The 19,551-nt window shown below is 55.2% G+C and carries 22 protein-coding genes; 18 read left to right on the forward strand and 4 right to left on the reverse strand.

Annotated elements, in window-relative coordinates; genetic code table 11:
* Window positions 1-28 precede the first annotated feature (28 nt).
* Entirely contained in the window at window positions 29-664 is a 636-nt protein-coding gene (bglJ, locus tag AC2FAP_RS14605) for a DNA-binding transcriptional activator BglJ (RefSeq protein WP_032681707.1), read from the reverse strand.
* Window positions 661-1,398, reverse strand: coding sequence for a helix-turn-helix transcriptional regulator (locus AC2FAP_RS14610; RefSeq protein WP_014168509.1), 738 nt, complete (start codon window positions 1,396-1,398; stop codon window positions 661-663). The genes bglJ and AC2FAP_RS14610 overlap by 4 nt, the downstream gene beginning before the upstream one ends.
* A 411-nt stretch (window positions 1,399-1,809) precedes the next feature.
* Here AC2FAP_RS14610 and AC2FAP_RS14615 point away from each other — a divergent pair, with 411 nt between their 5' ends.
* The 13 genes from AC2FAP_RS14615 to AC2FAP_RS14675 all read left to right on the forward strand — a co-directional run bounded on the left by AC2FAP_RS14615 (window position 1,810) and on the right by AC2FAP_RS14675 (window position 12,147).
* On the forward strand, window positions 1,810-2,586 hold the full coding sequence (locus AC2FAP_RS14615; RefSeq protein ID WP_025205612.1) for a threonine/serine exporter family protein: 777 nt from the start codon (window positions 1,810-1,812) through the stop codon (window positions 2,584-2,586).
* A complete protein-coding gene (locus AC2FAP_RS14620; RefSeq protein WP_020885295.1) occupies window positions 2,577-3,050 on the forward strand; it encodes a threonine/serine exporter in 474 nt (157 codons plus the stop codon). The genes AC2FAP_RS14615 and AC2FAP_RS14620 overlap by 10 nt, the downstream gene beginning before the upstream one ends.
* Window positions 3,051-3,117: 67 nt before the next feature.
* Entirely contained in the window at window positions 3,118-3,759 is a 642-nt protein-coding gene (locus AC2FAP_RS14625; RefSeq protein WP_020885296.1) for a TetR/AcrR family transcriptional regulator, read from the forward strand.
* A gap of 41 nt (window positions 3,760-3,800) precedes the next feature.
* Complete coding sequence (locus AC2FAP_RS14630) at window positions 3,801-4,253, forward strand: MarR family winged helix-turn-helix transcriptional regulator (protein ID WP_020885297.1); 453 nt, start codon at window positions 3,801-3,803, stop codon at window positions 4,251-4,253.
* A gap of 84 nt (window positions 4,254-4,337) precedes the next feature.
* The gene (locus tag AC2FAP_RS14635; protein ID WP_006174091.1) at window positions 4,338-4,766 is read left to right on the forward strand and encodes an organic hydroperoxide resistance protein; all 429 of its coding nucleotides are present in this window, start codon (window positions 4,338-4,340) and stop codon (window positions 4,764-4,766) included.
* A gap of 148 nt (window positions 4,767-4,914) precedes the next feature.
* Complete coding sequence (dnaT, locus tag AC2FAP_RS14640) at window positions 4,915-5,460, forward strand: primosomal protein DnaT (protein WP_020885298.1); 546 nt, start codon at window positions 4,915-4,917, stop codon at window positions 5,458-5,460.
* Complete coding sequence (gene dnaC, locus AC2FAP_RS14645; RefSeq protein ID WP_014168503.1) at window positions 5,457-6,194, forward strand: replicative helicase loader DnaC; 738 nt, start codon at window positions 5,457-5,459, stop codon at window positions 6,192-6,194. Before dnaT ends, dnaC begins: the two co-directional genes overlap by 4 nt.
* 85 nt (window positions 6,195-6,279) lie before the next feature.
* On the forward strand, window positions 6,280-6,762 hold the full coding sequence (locus AC2FAP_RS14650; RefSeq protein WP_020885299.1) for a YjjA family protein: 483 nt from the start codon (window positions 6,280-6,282) through the stop codon (window positions 6,760-6,762).
* A 270-nt stretch (window positions 6,763-7,032) separates the two neighbouring features.
* On the forward strand, window positions 7,033-9,324 hold the full coding sequence (gene opgB, locus AC2FAP_RS14655; RefSeq protein WP_014168500.1) for a phosphatidylglycerol--membrane-oligosaccharide glycerophosphotransferase: 2,292 nt from the start codon (window positions 7,033-7,035) through the stop codon (window positions 9,322-9,324).
* A gap of 261 nt (window positions 9,325-9,585) precedes the next feature.
* Window positions 9,586-10,125 (forward strand): helix-turn-helix transcriptional regulator, encoded by a 540-nt coding sequence (locus tag AC2FAP_RS14660; RefSeq protein WP_020885300.1) that lies wholly within the window; start codon window positions 9,586-9,588, stop codon window positions 10,123-10,125.
* Between the two features lie 270 nt (window positions 10,126-10,395).
* On the forward strand, window positions 10,396-11,136 hold the full coding sequence (locus tag AC2FAP_RS14665; protein WP_485452958.1) for a winged helix-turn-helix domain-containing protein: 741 nt from the start codon (window positions 10,396-10,398) through the stop codon (window positions 11,134-11,136).
* Window position 11,137: 1 nt separating this feature from the next.
* Window positions 11,138-11,611: a hypothetical protein gene (locus tag AC2FAP_RS14670; RefSeq protein ID WP_485452959.1), complete on the forward strand. Its 474-nt coding sequence runs from the start codon at window positions 11,138-11,140 to the stop codon at window positions 11,609-11,611.
* A 29-nt stretch (window positions 11,612-11,640) separates the two neighbouring features.
* Window positions 11,641-12,147: a GNAT family N-acetyltransferase gene (locus tag AC2FAP_RS14675; protein ID WP_049023607.1), complete on the forward strand. Its 507-nt coding sequence runs from the start codon at window positions 11,641-11,643 to the stop codon at window positions 12,145-12,147.
* 68 nt (window positions 12,148-12,215) lie between these two features.
* Here the strand turns inward: AC2FAP_RS14675 and tsr are convergent, their stop codons facing one another.
* Together tsr and hpaR are read right to left on the reverse strand one after the other, a co-directional pair.
* A complete protein-coding gene (gene tsr, locus AC2FAP_RS14680) occupies window positions 12,216-13,880 on the reverse strand; it encodes a methyl-accepting chemotaxis protein (RefSeq protein WP_025205618.1) in 1,665 nt (554 codons plus the stop codon).
* Between the two features lie 85 nt (window positions 13,881-13,965).
* Entirely contained in the window at window positions 13,966-14,406 is a 441-nt protein-coding gene (gene hpaR / locus AC2FAP_RS14685; protein WP_014168494.1) for a homoprotocatechuate degradation operon regulator HpaR, read from the reverse strand.
* 269 nt (window positions 14,407-14,675) lie between these two features.
* Here hpaR and hpaG point away from each other — a divergent pair, with 269 nt between their 5' ends.
* From hpaG to hpaH, 5 genes are all read left to right on the forward strand, one after another.
* A complete protein-coding gene (hpaG, locus tag AC2FAP_RS14690) occupies window positions 14,676-15,953 on the forward strand; it encodes a 4-hydroxyphenylacetate degradation bifunctional isomerase/decarboxylase (protein WP_485452960.1) in 1,278 nt (425 codons plus the stop codon).
* Entirely contained in the window at window positions 15,950-17,416 is a 1,467-nt protein-coding gene (hpaE, locus tag AC2FAP_RS14695; protein ID WP_014168491.1) for a 5-carboxymethyl-2-hydroxymuconate semialdehyde dehydrogenase, read from the forward strand. Before hpaG ends, hpaE begins: the two co-directional genes overlap by 4 nt.
* A 2-nt stretch (window positions 17,417-17,418) precedes the next feature.
* Window positions 17,419-18,276, forward strand: a complete 858-nt coding sequence (hpaD, locus tag AC2FAP_RS14700) for a 3,4-dihydroxyphenylacetate 2,3-dioxygenase (protein ID WP_020885307.1) — start codon at window positions 17,419-17,421, stop codon at window positions 18,274-18,276.
* Window positions 18,277-18,285: 9 nt separating this feature from the next.
* Entirely contained in the window at window positions 18,286-18,666 is a 381-nt protein-coding gene (locus AC2FAP_RS14705; protein WP_059306539.1) for a 5-carboxymethyl-2-hydroxymuconate Delta-isomerase, read from the forward strand.
* Window positions 18,667-18,744: 78 nt separating this feature from the next.
* Window positions 18,745-19,548: a 2-oxo-hept-4-ene-1,7-dioate hydratase gene (gene hpaH, locus AC2FAP_RS14710; RefSeq protein ID WP_020885309.1), complete on the forward strand. Its 804-nt coding sequence runs from the start codon at window positions 18,745-18,747 to the stop codon at window positions 19,546-19,548.
* Window positions 19,549-19,551: the final 3 nt, after the last annotated feature.

Raw genomic sequence — 19,551 nt, forward strand, 5'->3', positions numbered from 1 at the left:
AGAGCCTGTCTGGCGCACAGATATCAGCTTATAAAAATGTCGGCTGGCTTAATACTGATGTTCGCGGATCCCGGGCCGGGAGATGAGTCAGAATATCTGCCGCATCAAGCAGCCCCACGTCAGAATTGACCCCAAGCTTCACCATCGCATTAAACTTGTGCGCCCGGATGGTCTTAATATTGCGCTCAAGCTGCGCGGCGATTTCAGGAATAGAAAACCCGCAGGACATATACCGCAAAATCGCCCGCTCCGTTGGACTTAACATCCTGTTTTGACTCTTGTACCAGTGGTTGAGCATATTGTCATTGATGTGCAGCGTTTCACTCAGCAACACCAGCAGTTCCTCCTGCAGGCGGTCGAGCGACACCGATTTACTGACGACACCGTGAAGGCGTGAAGGGGAAAGATGGCTGATTAACCGCGCTTCCATTTCATCTGCCGCCAGGATGATGCGCTGAATATGATTATGCGTAAACGCGAGATCCCGCAGGGATGCCAGGCAGTTTCGACGCTCTTCTCGCGCATCAGAAAGTGAATAGATCAGCGAGAAAAAAGAGACATGAGGAAGCGCCTTCTTAAAGCTGTCAAATTCACTGAACATGTGCAGTTGATAATGGCTGAGCGTGGGCAGTGCAAACAGGTGCTCCAGCCCGACGGCACTCATCGCGCAATTTTCGATGACGGCAATATGTCTTGTTGAACCGGTTTTATCCATTCCTCGAACTCTCCATAGGCTGACATTAAACTCAGCTCTCTCAATCCCTGAGTACTGTTGATCCAGGCGTACAGATCGGCATTACTCCGTAATGACAACCGTCGCATCGCACTGTTTTTCTGTGCACTGATCGTTTTATTGCTCTTCTTGAGCAAGGTGGCAATTTGGTTAATCCCCCAGCCCTTGCCTAACAGACGCAATACCTTGCGTTCAGAGTGGGTGAGCGCAATGACGCGGTCGTCTTCATCATCGTTACAGGCAGGCTCGGGCGTTAATAACGTCTGGCTTATTCGCTCTGCCCGTTCACTGCCTGCACGGATGGCGTTAATTACGCCTTCTATCGGCTCCATATCAGAAAGCAACGTGCTTTCCGGACGCATCAGCAGCTCAACGGCAATAGGGTAAAGCGGCCGGGAGACTAAAAAAATCCAGTGAATATCCCGATATTGATTTAATAAACCGTAATATTCTTCGAGCGTGCCCCGGGGATTCCTGTATTCACCTGAAATATCAGCAATAATGACGTCTGCACGCCGTAACTGCAGCAGGGTTAATTCCTGCAGCGAACGGCAAAACGTTAAATCAAAATCGGCAAAATGGCGTGTCATCACGCCCCCCAACCCGTTTTGCATTACGGGTATTCTGCTAATGACGACGCCATGTTTACCATTCAATGACGACATAGACCCTCCGTGTCCATTTTCATATGATGAGTAACGTTAAAACGCATCAAGGTATAAGTGTATTCGTCCCTGAGTGTAAAACTGATTAATACAAGCAGAAGATGAGATGTGTGCTTCATGTAAGAAATGCCTAAAACAGCGGTAATATCTCACAAAGCACAGATAAATTTAATTATAAAGACCTTAAAATAATTAAAATATAAACTTAGTAAAACTAAATATAAATATCTTATATTTCCCAATTAATAATTCATCATGTTTATGGTCCAAAACCGCATCCCGCCGCCAGACAGCCCGCAACTGTTTGCATGAATCTTGATCTGACCCACAGCTAGAGGCACTGCAGTTTGTGCTAAAAGTAAGCATGACGGGCCAACAGGCAAGCTATTCACCTTCTCTTCAGGACATGACATGCAGGCAGATCGATCAACGCAGCGTGCCATCACGCGGCTCTGTATTCAGTGCGGTCTTTTTCTGCTCCAGCACGGGGCGGAAAGCGCGCTGGTCGAGGAACTCTCCACCCGGTTGGGGCTGGCGCTGGGTATGGATAGCGTTGAGAGCGCCATTTCATCCAATGCTATCGTGTTGACCACCATAAAAGACGGTCAGTGCCTGACCTCCACCCGCAAAAACCACGACCGCGGTATCAATATGCACGTTGTAACCGAGGTTCAGCATATCGTCATTCTTGCTGAGCATAAGCTTCTCGACCTGCACGACATTGAAAAACGGTTCAACCAGATTAAGCCCTTACGTTATCCCCGCTGGCTGGTGGTGTTAATGGTCGGGCTGTCCTGCGCCTGTTTTTGTAAGCTCAACAAAGGCGGCTGGGACGGCGCGATCATCACCTTTTTCGCCAGCAGCATCGCCATGTACGTGCGCCAGCTCTTGACGCACCGCCAACTCCACCCGCAAATTAACTTCTGCATTACCGCTTTTGTCGCCACCACGGTGTCTGGCCTGCTGCTTCGTCTGCCGCAGTTTGCCAACACGCCGACGATTGCCATGGCGGCCAGCGTGCTTCTGCTGGTGCCCGGCTTCCCGTTGATTAACGCCGTAGCCGATATGTTTAAGGGTCATATCAATACCGGTCTGGCACGCTGGGCGATTGCCAGCCTGCTGACGCTTGCAACCTGCATTGGTGTGGTAATGGCCATGACACTCTGGGGGTTACGCGGATGGGCGTGATCGATTTTCTGCTGGCGCTGGCGCAGGATATGCTGCTGGCCGCGATCCCTGCCGTCGGTTTTGCGATGGTCTTTAACGTTCCGCAACGCGCGCTACCGTGGTGCGCGCTGTTGGGTGCTATTGGTCATGGCTCGCGAATGGTGATGATGACGGCGGGATTCAACATTGAATGGTCAACATTTATGGCCTCAATGCTGGTCGGTAGCATCGGAATTCAGTGGTCGCGCTGGTATCTGGCGCATCCCAAGGTGTTCACCGTCGCTGCCGTTATCCCGATGTTCCCCGGCATATCTGCCTATACGGCCATGATTTCCGCGGTAAAAATCAGCCATTTCGGCTACACCGAACCGCAAATGATCCTCCTTCTGAGCAACTTTCTTAAGGCTTCGTCCATTGTCGGTGCGCTCTCTATCGGACTGTCGATCCCCGGACTGTGGCTGTACCGCAAACGTCCACGGGTTTGAGATTTGTGTTATTACGCTGCCGTGAGGATAATCACTCCAATCCGTTTGGTGACGATAAGGAAAGGATGTGGCTAACCCAGGCAGCGAACTCCCCGAGCACAATGAAGAATCCAGCCTGAAAGAGAAAATCTTTCAGAGCGCTATCACGCTGTTTGCCGAATACGGGTTGAACGGTGCCCGCATGGAACAAATTGCGGAGAAAGCTGGCACCACCAAACGCATGGTTGTTTACCACTTCAAAAACAAAGAGAACCTGTATCTTCTCGTACTGGAGTATGTTTACACCCAGATCCGCGCCAGTGAACAGGCGCTCAGCCTGGCGGGAATGCCCCCTGTCGAAGCGTTGGTTCATCTGGTTGAAGCCACCTTTGACTACCATGCCGACCACCCGGATTACATCCGCATTATCTGCATGGAAAACATGCAGCGCGGCCGTTTTATGCAGCAGTCCAGCTACCTACGCCAGGTCAACCGCAGCGCGCTTGATCTGCTTGAAGCGATCCTCCGTCGCGGGAAAGAAAAGCAGTTGTTCAATCAGACGGTTGAAGCCCGCGATCTGCATCGTTTGATCAGCAGTTTCAGCTTCCACTACGTTGCCAACAGCTACACCTTCACCCTGCTGTTTGAAGAGGGTGCGGACGAACAGGCACAGCGCCAGCACTACCGTAAAATGGCCGTTCAGGTGGCGCTCCGTTATACTTGCCCGTAAAATAGCTTGCAATTAAATCGTACACTATCTATATTCATCTCATGAACGCGAAAACGAACGACACAACCGCTGCGCTCCTGCTGGATAACCAGCTCTGCTTTGCTCTCTATTCAGCAAATCTGGCGCTGAACAAGCTGTACCGGCAACTGCTGGCACCGCTGAACCTGACTTACCCGCAATACCTGGTGATGCTGGTGCTGTGGGAGCAGGATGACATTACGGTGTCGGACATCGGTGAACGGTTGTTCCTTGACTCTGCCACGCTGACGCCGCTGTTGAAGCGTCTGGAAAGCGCGGGGCTGATAAACCGCCACCGCTCACGTAAAGACGAGCGTCAGGTCGCCGTCACCCTGAGCGATGCGGGACGTCATCTCCAGCTGCAGGCTTCCGGGATCCCCCATGCAGTGGGATGCGCCGCCCAGTGTGATACTGAGACCATGCTGTCACTTAAGCAGCAGCTGGAACGTTTGCGACAACAGATCCAACGCGCGTAAGGCTATACTTTACGCGTATTTATTTACCCATATATATCGCACGCTATTTAATAGCGCACATTAATGTAAGATGAGGAATCTGCCATGTCTTTAGAAAAAGTTGTCTACACTGCCAAAGCAAAAGCTACCGGAGGCCGTGATGGCCGTGCGACCTCTTCCGACGGCGTACTGGACGTTAAACTCGGCGTGCCAAAAGAGATGGGCGGCATGGGCGGTGACGTCACCAACCCTGAGCAGCTGTTTGCTGCCGGCTACTCTGCCTGCTTCCTGGGTGCCATGAAGTTTGTAGCCGCGCGCGACAAATTTACCCTGCCGAAAGAGGCCTTTATTGAAGGCGAAGTGGGGATTGGGCCGCTGCCAACCGGTTTTGGTATCGAAGCAAAACTGAACATCCACGTTGAAGGTATGGATCCTGCAGAAGCCAAAAAACTGGTCGATGCAGCACACATTGTGTGTCCGTACTCTAACGCGACCCGCGGTAACATCGACGTAACGCTGAACATTATCGCCTGATAACTGCCTGATGGCGTTACGCTTATCAGGCCAGCCGTTGTCGCCCCGGCAGGCATCGCGCCGCCGGGGAAAACCCCTCCTTCCCTTCCCGCTCTCTGTGCTACCATAAGCCCATATCACGCCCGTAGTTATCAGTAGAGTAAGCGTTATGTCCTCCAGAATTCTGACCACCAGCATTGCTGGTATTGATGCCTTTATGCGCGATCCCCGCGGTGTGCTGACCCACGCCGAAGGCGGCACGGTTGCGGTATTTGCTGACAACGCTCCGGCGTTTTATGCCATCACATCGGAACGTCTGGCACAGCTTCTGGAGATTGAAGCGCAGTTGTCCCGCCCGGCGAGCGACGTAACCCTCGATAACCAGTTCTTTGACGAGCCGGTTAGCGTCCCCGTGGCCGTTCCCATGGGTAAATTTGCCCTGTATGCGGGCTGGCAACCTGATGCTGATTTTCAACGGCAGGCGGCATTGTGGGGCATAGCGTTAACGCAACCGGCTACCCCCGAAGAGCTGGCCGCGTTTACCGCGTGGTGGCAGGCGGAAGGCAAAGTATTCACTCATATTCAGTGGCAACAGAAGCTCGCGCGTCATCTGCAAATTAATCGCGCCAGCAATAACGGCCAGCCAAAACGTGATATCAACGCGTTTTCCGAACCGGATAAACAGATCCCTAATGGATTCCGAGGTGCGAAATGAAGAACGTCGGCGACCTGATGAAACGTCTGCAAAAGATGATGCCAGCCAACGTGAAGCCCGCCTTCACGACGGGTGAAGAACTCCTGGCGTGGCAAAAAGAGCAGGGTAAGATCCGCGCCGCCGCGCTGGCCCGCGAAAACCGGGCGATGAAAATGCAGCGCACCTTTAACCGTTCCGGTATTCGCCCCCTGCACCAGAACTGCTCATTTGATAACTATAAAATTGAGACCAACGGGCAGATGAATGCACTCGCTGCCGCGCGTCAGTACGTGGATGAATTCGACGGCAATATCGCCAGCTTCATTTTTAGCGGCAAGCCTGGCACGGGGAAAAACCACCTGGCGGCCGCTATCTGTAACGAGCTGCTGCTGCGCGGGAAATCGGTGCTGATCATCACCGTGGCCGATATCATGTCCGCCATGAAAGACACCTTCAGCAACCGCGAAACCAGCGAAGAGCAACTGCTTAACGACCTGAGTAATGTCGATTTACTGGTTATTGATGAGATTGGCGTCCAGACCGAATCCCGCTATGAAAAAGTGATCATTAACCAGATTGTCGATCGCCGCTCTTCCTCCAAACGCCCCACCGGCATGCTGACTAACCACAACATCGACGAAATGACCCGCTTGCTGGGCGAACGCGTCATGGATCGCATGAAGCTCGGGAACAGTCTGTATGTCATCTTCGACTGGGAAAGTTACCGCAGCCGTGTCACCGGTAAAGAGTATTAAGATATTTCCAGGAAAGACCGGTGGCCCGGAGGTATATACTGACTCCACTTTCGCCCCAAAACGGACCTTTTTTGAGTAAGCCATTATGAAAAAACAGTTTCTTTTCAGCACCGTATTAGGCGCCCTGCTGGTTACCGGCGCGGCACAGGCCGCATCCTGGCAGGATTCGCTGTCCAGCGCAGCGAGCGAACTGACCAAAGAGAGCAGCAGCACCCAGGGCGGGCTGTCAGCCTCTTCCCTTACCGGCCTGCTGGGTAACAGCACTCAGAGCCTGAGCGCAGGCACAATGAACAATGCCGCGGGGATTCTGGAATATTGCGCGAAGCAAAAACTGGCCTCCGTGACCGACGCGCAAAACGTGAAAAATCAGGTGCTGGGCAAACTCGGTCTGGATACACAGGAGCAGAAACAGGACACCAACTATATGGATGGTATTCAGGGCCTGCTGAATGCGCAAAACGGTCAACAGCTCAACCTGAGCACCATCGGCAACTCCTCGCTGGCGAAACAGGTGAAAACCAAAGCCTGCGATCTGGTGCTGAAACAAGGCGTTAATTTCATCTCCTGATCCCCGCCTGTATTGCCATTACACGCCGCGTTTAAGACGTTACTCTTTTAACGCGGCGTTAAAGCCGTCTTTTTCCTGCCTGCCACCGTCTGAGCGTCCGTATGTCAGGATGCGACCCCCCTTCAAAAAAACGATTTTCTAAACCAAATCCTAACAACAGCACACTTTCGTGACACTAAAATTGCAGCTACACGACAACGCAATTACATTGTATAACCCAAAAAATAATCAGTTAGCCAGCTAAGCGCCTGGCGTCATGAGGATAGACTGTTGTCAGAGTTAATGTCCCTTGTCCTTTTTCTGGCCTCTGTCGGCGTTTACGCCTGCAAAGCGGGCCGTAACACCTGGTGGTTTATCGCCACGCTGGTGGTGCTCGGCATTTTTATTATTTTAAACATTACCTTATACGCCAGCGATTACTTTACCGGTGACGGCATTAACGATGCGGTGCTCTACACGCTGACAAATAGCCTGACGGGCGCGGGCGTGGGTAAATACATTCTTCCCGGGCTTGGGCTGATTGCGGCGCTGGTGATTATTTTTGGTGCCCTGGCCTGGGTGCTGCGCCGCCGTCGACATCTTCCGCATCATGGCGGCTACAGCCTGCTGGCACTCTGTCTGGCGCTGGCGTCCGTGGATGCCAGCCCGGCGTTTCATCAGATAACCGAGCTGGTAAAGTCACAGTCGCGCGACGGCGACCCGGATTTCATGGCCTGGTATAAAGAGCCGTCCAAAAAAATAGCCAACCCGAAGCTTAACCTGGTGTATATCTACGGCGAGAGTCTGGAACGCACCTGGTTTGATAACAATGCCTTCCCGAACCTGACGCCGGAGCTGGGCGCGCTAAAAAACGAAAGCCTTGATTTCAGCCATACCGCGCAGCTGCCCGGTACGGATTACACCATCGCCGGGATGGTTGCCTCGCAGTGCGGTATCCCGCTCTTCGCCCCCTTTGAGGGTAATGCCTCGGCCTCAATGTCGAGCTTCTTCCCGCAGAACGTTTGCCTCGGCGATATCCTGAAAAACTCCGGCTACGAAAACTACTTCGTACAGGGGGCTAACCTGCGCTTTGCCGGAAAAGATGTGTTCCTGAAATCCCACGGTTTTGACCATCTGTATGGCTCAGAAGAGTTAAAAACGACCGTTGCCGACCCGCATTACCGCAACGACTGGGGCTTTTACGACGACACGGTACTGGACGAAACCTGGAAAAAGTTCGAGGAACTGTCCCGCGCCGGCAAGCGTTTCTCCCTCTTTGCCCTGACGGTAGATACCCACCATCCGGACGGGTTTGTCTCGCGCACCTGTAAGCGCAAACGCTATGAGATTGACGGCAAAAACAACACATCGTTCAGCGCGGTAACCTGCAGCCAGGAGCATATCGCCGCTCTGGTCGAGAAAATCAAAGCCTCGCCGTATTTTAAAAACACGGTCATCGTCGTCTCATCTGACCATCTGGCGATGAAAAACAGCGCCTGGGATCAGCTCAGCAAACAGGATCGCAGCAATCTGTTCTTCATTCTGCGCGGCGACCAGCCGCAACAGGATGTGATCGCCACCAAACGCAACTCCATGGATAACGGCGCAACCGTGCTGGACATTCTGGGCGGGGATAACTTTATTGGCCTTGGCCGCAGTACGCTCTCGGGGCAGTCGCTGTCGGAAGTGTTCCTCAACATGAAGGAGAAAATCCTTGCGTGGAAGCCGGACATCATCCGCCTGTGGAACTTCCCGAAAGAGATGAAAGACTTCACCATCGATCAGGATAAAAACACTATCGCCTTCTCCGGCAGTCATTTCCGTCTGCCGCTGCTGCTGCGCGTGTCGGATACGCGCGTCGAACCGCTGCCGGAAAGCGAATACTCTGCGCCGCTGCGTTTCCAGCTGGCCGACTTCGCCCCTCGCGATAATTTTGTCTGGGTCGACAGGTGCTACAAAATGGGCCAGCTCTGGTCCCAGCCACTGGCTCTCTCAACCGACTGGTGCGTTTCTCAGGGACAGCTTGGCGGGGAGCAAACCGTGCAGCATGTCGATAAAGCGCAATGGAAAGGCAAAACCGCATTCAACGATACGGTCATCGATACCGCGCGCTATCAGCGAAATGTCGACATGCTGAAGATCGTGGATAACGATATTCGCTATAAAGCAGACAGCTTTATCTTCAACGTGGCCGGGGCACCGGAAGAGGTCAAACAGTTCAGCGGCATCTCGCGTCCGGAATCCTGGGGGCGCTGGTCTAATGCGCAGCTGGGCAGTGAAGTGAAGATTGAGTACGCGCATCCTCTGCCGGAAAAATTCGACCTGGTGATCACCGCCCGGGCCTATGGTCCAAACGCGAACCGTCCCATCCCGGTGCGTGTGGGCGATAAAGAGCAAACGCTGACGCTGGGAAATGACGTCACCACCACCACGCTGCATTTTGATAATCCTTCCCGCAGCAATACGCTGGTGATTGTTCCGCCGGACCCGCAGCCGACGAATGAGGGAAATATTCTTGGCCATTCACCGCGCGAGCTCGGCATCGGGATGGTAGAGATTAAAATTGTCAGTAAAGAGAGCTGATCCCTTCTGCGCCCGGCGTTCTGCCGGGCGCTTTATGTAAATATATAATCCTATAAATCCATTAAAAATAAGACAGAAACACCATATATCTCTCATTTCCATTTATAAATTCACCAGAAAGAAATCATATCCCAGAATGTGTAACTCCTTACACCCTGAGAGAGTTACCCACTTTTTATCATGCTAACCGGCAATACGTTCGAATCCACCCTGGCACAGCGCAGCGGAGTACGACCAGCGCTACCAGGGGAAAAAACCCTGATGCCGCAGACACTGAATGCCGACTATAAGGTCATCGTTTTAAGCGGCAATGCCTTCTTGTGGCTGGGCCTGAAGACGTTCATCTCGCAGAGTGTGGACCCCTGCCCTGAAATTTTCTGGATTAACGACGTGAGCCCTGAGGGGATCCTGCCCCTGCGGCAACTGATGTTGAATATCCGCGTCAAAAAAGGGTGGCTGGTGTTCACCGATGCGTCCCGCGTCAACGATATCAACATCATTCTGGGGGGTGAGCGTGTCCACGTGGTGGCAGGAAACCTGTCACTCGCGCAGCTCAGCCGCTGTTTTCAGAACACGCCGTTCGCAAGCGTAAAAAACGCCACGCTCACCTGCCAGGAGCTTCGGGTTTGCATGCTGTTCCGCAACGGGTTCAGCCCGGTTCGCATCGCGCAGATCCTGAATAAATCCCCGAAAACGATCTACACCCACAAGCGTAACGCGATGAACAAATTTCACTGCCAGAACCTGGCGGAATTCCATCGCAAACTCTTCCTGCTCGACTACCCGGCATCGTGTTTGTAACTGCACGGCTAATCACGTCGGGAAATAAGATCATGCGGCGTCATCTTCCCTGTCTCATTCTCTGGCTGTTGATGCTGGCGCTGCTGTCTCGCTATGCCCTTCCCGCCACGTTGGGATGACGTGGTAATCCGACTGCACGAGTAAATTGCTTTAAATCTTGTCTGGATCAATGTTATCGGTAACAATGGCGTTAAAATAGCCAGCGTGTTATGTCCGACAAGGCACAGCCTTATCTTCTTTTTTGTTATTTTTTCTGTATTACAATAACTTATGAAATACCTGCTTGCTGACGCCATCGTCTATAACGACGAAGACGGTTCTGTTTCTCTTATCAATGCACCCGATCTGGACAGACAAATCCTCACCTGTACCGCCAACGCCATCATGAAGCTGCTGGTTCAGCATCACGGCAACGTCGTCGAACGTGACACCTTTCTGAGTGATGTCTGGGATCAACGTGGGCTCCAGGGGTCCAACAATTCGTTAAATCAATACATCAGTATTGTGCGCAAAATGCTGTCGAGCCTGCTGCCCGACACCCTGTTTATCGTCACCGTGCCGAAAACGGGCTTTATGCTCAGTGCTGATATCCCGGTAACGCCCCTGGAGGACGATTTTCCCGTCGAGGAGGCGGTCCCGGCCTCACGACGCATTCAGCCAGAATGGCTATTCTGCGGCGTACTCACGCTGATGGTCGTGGCGCTGTGCATCGGCGCCTGTTTGACGAAACAGGCACACCAGTACAGTGACACTCATCTGCTCACCCACATTGGCACCTGTCCGGTCTACACCTTCGCCCCGCTGGCAGATGTGTTTCACACTAAGGCCATGGCGCTGGCGCAGACGCTTCAGCGCGAAGGTAATCTGCCCTGCCTGAAAAACTCTATTTTCTATATGCACATCCAGAGAACACTTTTCTATGGCCACGAAGGGCGGCTGGTCCTTTCCCAGTGTTCTCTCACGGACGGTAAAGCCAGCGCCTGCCGAACGCTTTACTTTTACGAGTGGTGATATGAAACAAAAAAAAGTGTGGCTTATTCTGGCGCTCAATCTGTTGCTGATTGGCGTGACGCTGGCGTGGTACGTCTACACGCCTCCGCTGTCCGGAACCTGTGCAGGAAACCTGACATTTTCAGCCCGACATGACAATCATGATTTCTCCTTTGAAGGGGAGATTACGCTGCGCTTTCAGCCCGACAACACAGGGTACCTTACGCTTAACGGCGACGTGGTTAACGAGCCACATCACTGGGATGTTTCCCGCCAGGAGATGTTTACGTGGCGGCACGTTGAGGGTTCACTCTATGAAATATTCATACAAAGCGTGGCGCGCTTTAGCCATGACACCCTGCCACCGGGGGTCTTTGAAAAGTACGTCGCCGGCCTGACGCCGGGGAACAAAAGACTCCTGAAGATTGAACGCACGCCGGAAGACGCGCTGGTGATCAGCAATTTCTATGCGCCGGTCCTGATTTGTTCAGAATAGGCGCGGCTGGTCGGGGTATACTTTCCGCCATGAACATTCTCTTTCGACCGACGACGCCCAAAGATGTTGCAGCCCTGCCCGCCATCGAGCGCGCGGCAGGCGAGCGTTTTCGGGACGTCCCCGAACTGGCCTGGCTTGCAGACGGCGACGTCATTTGCGCGGAACAACATCTTGATTACGCGAAACGCGGGTTAAGCTGGCTGGCGCTGGCAAACGACCTGCCCGTCGGGTTTATCCTTGCAGAAGCCCATCCGTCATCGCTGTTTATTGTCGAACTCTCGGTTCATCGGGAGTGGCAGGGAAGAGGAATAGGTCGGCGACTTATCGCCTGCGCCGCAGACCATGCCCGCACGCTGGGGCTGACATCGCTGACGCTGACCACCTTTTGCGAGGTGCCGTGGAATGCGCCGTTTTATGCGCGACTCGGGTTTGAAACGGTGACGATGCTAACGCCTGAACTGCGTCAGAAAAGAGAGGAAGAAGCGGCGCACGGTTTCGCGTATGACTCCCGCTGTGCCATGCGCCTGCCTCTGTGATATCGGCCTGCAAAACGCCCCATTACAGGCCGGGTCAGGCGTAGCCGCCCCCCGGCACTGTGGCAGGATTAAAACGTTTCCCAGTTTTCGCCCGCATCGGTGGTCGCGGCTTTACGCGCCATCACAGGGGCCGCAGCGGTTTTCGCTGAAGCCTGCTCGCGGGCTTTCATCTGCTCCTGCTGAATGCGGAACACGGCCACGGCCTGAGTCAGACGGCTCGCCTGCTCTTCCAGTGCCGCTGCCGCCGCGGCAGACTCTTCCACCAGCGAGGCGTTCTGCTGGGTCACGCGATCCATCTCAGCCACCGCCAGACCCACCTGATCGATACCACGGCTCTGCTCATCAGACGCAGAGGCGATTTCGCCCATGATGTCCGTCACGCGGGTTACCGCATTAACGATTTCACCCATGGTTTCGCCGGCGCTTTCTACCAGGGTAGACCCGACTTCCACGCGGCCAACAGAGTCTTCAATCAGGCTCTTGATCTCACGTGCTGCCTGGGCGCTGCGCTGTGCCAGGTTACGGACTTCACCCGCAACAACGGCAAATCCGCGGCCCTGCTCGCCCGCACGTGCCGCTTCTACCGCGGCGTTCAGTGCCAGGATGTTAGTCTGGAACGCAATGCCGTCGATCACGCTGATAATGTCGGCAATTTTCTGTGAACTGCCCGCGATGTCACGCATGGTTTGCACCACGTTATCCACCACTTTACCGCCCTTCTGCGCGGTTTCAGACGCGCTCAGCGCCAGGTTGCTCGCCTGACGGGCGTTCTCGGCGTTCTGCTTAACGGTCGCCGTCAGCTGCTCCATGCTGGCAGCGGTCTCTTCGAGGGATGCGGCCTGCTGTTCCGTACGGGAAGAGAGATCGTTGTTACCCATCGCGATTTCGCTCGCGCCACTGTAGATGGCGTTAGCACCGTTACGCACATCGCCAACGGTACGGACCAGCTCGCCCTGCATATGACGCAGCGAGTCGGCCAGTTCACCCATCTCGTTAGCGCCCTGCACCTCAATGCGCTTCACCAGATCGCCGCTGGCGATATGACGAATGTTGTCGATAAGACGGGTAAGTGGCGAAATCAGCGCCTGCTTGATACCCAGCCACACGGCCACGATCACCACCAGCACCGCAATCAGTACGCTAATCAGCACCCAGATTGCCTGGCTGTAGGAGCTATTGCTGTTTTCCACCGCCATCTGATACAGCTTGTCGTTCTGCTGCAGATAGTTCACGTACTGCTTCTCAAAACCATCCTGATAGCTCTGGGTAGGTTGATCGAAGAAGGCGTTGATTTTGCCCGCGCCCAGCAGCTGGATCAGCTCCGCCAGTGCACCGTGGTAGATATCGTAGTTACGTTTGATCTCCGTCGCGTCGGCGTCGTTTTGACGCGGATCGCGTGGCAGGGCTTCGTATTCAGCCCAGTTTTTTTCTGCCTGTTTCAGAGAAGCCGCCGCAATTTGCATCAGATCGTTCACGGTCGCGCCGCTGCCGATATTGCTCTGATCCATCATGTAGCGGATACCCGCACGGTTCAGGGTATTACGGGTTTGCAGCAGGGCAACCCAGCTGGCGTTCAGCGTGGACTGTTGCTGGCGAATGGTTTGCAGGACGGTAAAATTCTCTTTGTCATGCTTGAGGGCATTGAAGAAAAGACCACCGGATGTGAGTTGTAAAAGGCCAAATATCGCTAATACCAGCATTAAGCTGGTGACAATCTTGATACGGTTTAACATGTTTTCGCTTTCCATCAGACAGATAACAGGATTTTCGGCCTGGAAAGGGAAAACTTTACGAAAATCATCCTTAAATTTGTGGTTTTTACTCTTCTTCGCGCGCTGTGATATGCCGGTTCCCCAGTTCAATAAACTCTTCCAGCAGCGCTGTCAGCTGTTGCATCTTCGCCGGCGTATATTCGGCCTCGATTTGCTGATACGCCTCTTCCACCTGCGCCTGGGCACGCTCGTATAGCCTGTTCCCCTCTTTGGTCAGCGACACGTACAGCTTTCGCTGATCGTTTACGGGCTTAAGGCGCAGCACCAGACCGTCACGCTCCATGCGCGTCAGAATGCCCGTCAGGCTGGGACGCAAGATACAGGTGCGAAACGCCAGATCGTGAAAATCCATCGACGGATGTTCGGCCAGCACGCGCACGATGCGCCACTGCTGCTCGGTCAGGTTATGCCGTTTCACAATCGGGCGGAAGTAAGACATCGCCGCTTCCCGCGCCTGTAACAGGGCGATAGTTAATGAATCATGCATAGCCTCTCCCGGTAATCATTAACACATGAACAATTCAGTTCTGCTGGTTTTACACACAACGCGTTTTACGACAAAAAGTCTAACAGAAACAAGCCTGATTTATTAACGCAATGATAAATATAGCCTTTAATCTCTTTATGTAAATTTATTGTTATTCATATCACAAATTATTCACTTCTGGTTGCGAAATAAACAGCAAAGGCATACAACCAGATCATTAACATATTAATGAAATCACAGGCCGGACGTCCGGCCTGAGGAGTAAGTGAATGAAAGGTACTGTTTTTGCCGTAGCGCTGAACCACCAGAGCCAGCGCGATGCCTGGCGCGACGCGTTTGAAAAAGCCCCCTACAACACGCCGCCAAAAACCGCCGTGTGGTTTATCAAACCGCATAACACCGTGATCCGCACGGGCGACCCCATTCCCTTCCCGCAGGGAGAAACCGTGTTAAGCGGTGCCACGGTAGCGCTGGTTGTGGGTAAAACGGCGCGTAACGTTCCCGTGGACGAGGCGGCGGAGTACATCGCCGGTTACGCGCTTGCCAACGAGGTGAGCCTGCCGGAAGAGAGTTTTTATCGCCCGGCGATCAAGGCCAAATGCCGCGACGGCTTTTGTCCGCTGGGAGAGCTGGCCGCCCTCGACCACGTTGATAACCTGACCATCGTCACCGAAATTAACGGCCGGGAAGCGGACCACTGGAACACCGCTGACCTGCAGCGCAATGCCGCCGAACTGCTGAGCGCCCTGAGCGAGTTCGCCACCCTCAGTCCGGGCGATGCCATTCTGCTCGGCACCCCACACTCGCGCGTCCCGCTGCAGCCAGGCGATCGCGTACGCATTCTGGCGAAAGGCTTCCCGTCCCTGGAAAACCCGGTGGTTGATGAACGCGAGGTCGCCCATGCGCAAGGCCCACATCCGCACGCCACGCTGTTCGCGCTTGGTCTGAACTACGCCGATCACGCCAGCGAGCTGGCGTTTACGCCGCCAACGGAACCGCTGGTGTTTATCAAAGCCCCCAACACCGTGACCAGCGATAACCAGACCTCGGTCCGCCCGAACAACATTGAGTACATGCACTACGAGGCGGAGCTGGTGGTGGTCATCGGCAAAACGGCGCACAAGGTCAGTGAGCGCGAGGCGATGGACTATGTCGCGGGCTATACCGTCTGCAACGATTACGCCATCCGTGACTACCTGGAAAACTACTACCGCCCGAACCTGCGGGTGAAAAGCCGCGACGGGTTGACCCCCCTCAGCCCGCATATCGTGCCGAAAGAGGCCATTCCCGACCCGCATAACTTAACCCTGCGCACCTTCGTGAACGGTGAATTGCGCCAGCAAGGGACCACTGCCGATCTGATCTTCAGCATCCCGTTTCTGATTGCCTATCTCAGCGAGTTTATGACCCTGCAGCCCGGCGACATGATTGCCACCGGCACGCCAAAGGGTCTGTCTGACGTACAGCCAGGCGACGAAGTGGTCGTGGAAGTGGAGGGCGTGGGCCGCCTGGTGAACCGCATTGTCAGTGAGGAGACTGCAAAATGAAAAAAATAAACCATTGGATTAACGGTAAGAACGTCGCAGGAAGTGATTACTTCCACACCACTAACCCGGCCACCGGAGAGGTGCTGGCGGAGGTCGCGTCCGGCGGTGAAGCTGAAATTCATCAGGCCGTGGCGGCGGCCAAAGAGGCATTCCCGACGTGGGCTAACCTGCCGATGAAAGAGCGCGCACGCCTGATGCGTCGCCTCGGAGATCTTATCGATCAACACGTTCCGGAGATTGCGGCCCTCGAGACCGCCGACACCGGCCTGCCGATCCACCAGACCAAAAACGTGCTTATTCCACGCGCGTCGCACAACTTCGCGTTCTTCGCCGAAGTGTGCCAGCAGATGAACGGTAAAACCTACCCGGTCGACGACAAGATGCTCAACTACACCCTGGTGCAGCCGGTGGGAGTCTGCGCGCTGGTGTCGCCGTGGAACGTGCCGTTTATGACCGCCACCTGGAAGGTTGCGCCGTGCCTGGCGCTGGGCAACACCGCGGTGCTGAAGATGTCTGAACTCTCCCCGCTGACCGCCGACCGTCTGGGCGAGCTGGCGCTGGAGGCCGGTATTCCGGCGGGCGTGCTGAACGTGGTGCAGGGCTATGGCGCAACGGCGGGCGATGCGCTGGTACGTCATCACGACGTGCGCGCCGTCTCCTTTACCGGCGGCACCGCCACCGGGCGCAACATCATGAAAAACGCCGGACTGAAGAAATACTCCATGGAGCTGGGAGGGAAATCCCCGGTGCTGATTTTTGAAGATGCGGATATCGAACGTGCGCTGGACGCCGCCCTGTTCACCATCTTCTCCATCAACGGCGAGCGTTGCACCGCTGGCTCACGCATTTTCATTCAGCAGAGCATCTACCCGGAATTCGTCAGGCGCTTTGCCGAGCGCGCGAACCGTCTGCGCGTGGGTGACCCGACCGATCCGAACACTCAGGTTGGCGCGCTGATCAGCCAGCAGCACTGGGAAAAAGTCTCCGGCTATATCCGTCTTGGCATTGAAGAAGGCGCGACCCTGCTGGCGGGCGGCCCTGACAAACCCACCGATCTCCCTGCTCACCTGAAAAACGGCAACTTCCTGCGCCCGACCGTGCTGGCAGACGTCGACAACCGGATGCGCGTGGCCCAGGAAGAGATTTTCGGTCCGGTTGCCTGCCTGCTGCCGTTTAAGGACGAAGCCGAAGGGCTGCGTCTGGCTAACGACGTGGAGTACGGCCTGGCGTCATACATCTGGACCCAGGACGTCAGCAAAGTGCTGCGCCTGGCGCGCAATATCGAAGCCGGAATGGTGTTTGTAAACACCCAGAACGTGCGCGACCTGCGTCAGCCGTTTGGCGGCGTGAAGGCTTCCGGTACCGGGCGCGAAGGGGGCGAATACAGCTTCGAGGTGTTCGCTGAAATGAAAAACGTCTGCATCTCCATGGGCGACCATCCGATTCCAAAATGGGGGATCTGAGTATGGGCAAGTTAGCGTTAGCGGCAAAAATTACCCACGTTCCGTCAATGTACCTCTCTGAGTTGCCGGGAAAAAACCACGGCTGCCGCCAGTCCGCCATCGACGGACATAAAGAAATCAGCAAGCGTTGTCGGGAGCTGGGCGTCGATACCATTATTGTGTTCGATACCCACTGGCTGGTGAACAGCGCCTACCACATCAACTGCGCGGATCATTTCTCCGGCATCTACACCAGCAACGAGCTGCCGCATTTTATCCGCGACATGACCTACGACTACGACGGTAACCCCGCGCTCGGCCAGCTTATCGCCGACGAAGCGGTGAAACTCGGCGTACGTGCCAAAGCGCACAACATCCCGAGCCTCAAGCTGGAGTACGGCACGCTGGTACCAATGCGCTACATGAACAGCGATAAGCACTTCAAAGTGATCTCTATCGCCGCGTTCTGCACCGTCCACGACTTCGCCGACAGCCGCAGGCTGGGCGAGGCCATCGTCAGCGCGATTCAGAAATACGACGGCACCGTGGCGGTGCTCGCCAGCGGTTCGCTGTCGCACCGTTTTATCGACGACCAGCGCGCCGAAGAGGGAATGAACAGCTACACCCGCGAGTTCGACCGTCAGATGGACGAACGCGTGGTGAAGCTGTGGCGTGAAGGCAAGTTCAGGGAGTTCTGCAGCATGCTGCCGGAGTATGCCCACTACTGCTACGGCGAGGGCAATATGCACGACACGGTGATGCTGCTGGGGATGCTCGGCTGGGACACATACGACGGCAAGGTGGAGTTCCTCACCGAGCTGTTCCCCAGCTCCGGCACCGGCCAGGTTAACGCCGTTTTCCCCCTGCCCGCGTCCGCGTAAGGAGCCACCATGCCGCACTTTATTGCTGAATGCACTGACAACATCCGCGAGCAGGCGGACCTGCCAGGACTGTTCGCCAAAGTGAACGACGCGCTTGCCGCCACGGGAATCTTCCCACTCGGCGGTATCCGTAGCCGCGCGCACTGGCTGGACACCTGGCAGATGGCCGACGGTAAGCACGATTACGCCTTTGTGCATATGACGCTGAAGATTGGCGCCGGGCGCAGTCTGGAGAGCCGGGAGGCGGTGGGAAAGGCACTGTTTGAGCTGATTAAAACCCACTTCGCCGACCTGATGGCATCGCGCTATCTGGCGCTCTCTTTTGAAATAGACGAGCTGCACCCGACGCTCAATTACAAGCAGAACAACGTGCACGCTTTGTTTAAGTAGCGCCCTTACCGGGCCGACAACGGCTTTGAACGCAAGCCGGGTGAGCAGCACGCCACCCGGCAACAACAGGAAATCGCCATGCTCGATAAACACACCCATACCCTGATCGCCCATCGTCTGCATCAGGCGGAGCAGTCCCGGGAGCAGATCCGCCAGATCTCGCTCGACTACCCGACGATCACCCTTGACGACGCCTACGCCGTACAGCGCGAATGGGTGAGCCTGAAAATCGCCGAAGGTCGCGTGCTGAAAGGCCATAAGATTGGCCTCACCTCCAAAGCGATGCAGGCCAGCTCGCAGATTAGCGAGCCGGACTACGGCGCTCTGCTCGACGACATGTTCTTCCACGACGGCGGCGATATCCCTGCCGACCGCTTTATCGTCCCGCGCATCGAAGTGGAGCTGGCCTTCGTGCTGGCAAAACCCCTGCGCGGCCCAAACTGCACCCTGTTCGACGTCTACAACGCCACGGATTACGTCATCCCCGCGCTGGAGCTGATCGACGCCCGCTGCCACAACATCGATCCCGAGACCCAGCGTCCACGCAAGGTGTTCGACACCATCTCCGATAACGCCGCCAACGCAGGTGTGATCCTTGGCGGTCGCCCGATTAAGCCCGACGAGCTGGATCTGCGCTGGATCTCCGCGCTGCTCTACCGCAACGGCGTCATTGAAGAGACCGGGGTCGCCGCGGGCGTGCTCAACCACCCGGCCAACGGTGTGGCATGGCTTGCCAATAAACTCGCGCCGTACGACGTTCAGCTGGAGCCTGGCCAAATCATCCTCGGCGGTTCGTTTACCCGCCCGGTGCCGGCCAGCAAGGGCGATACCTTCCACGTGGACTACGGCAAGATGGGCTCCATCAGCTGCCGTTTTGTCTAGGAG

This window comes from Enterobacter cloacae complex sp. 394I7 (assembly GCF_057320345.1).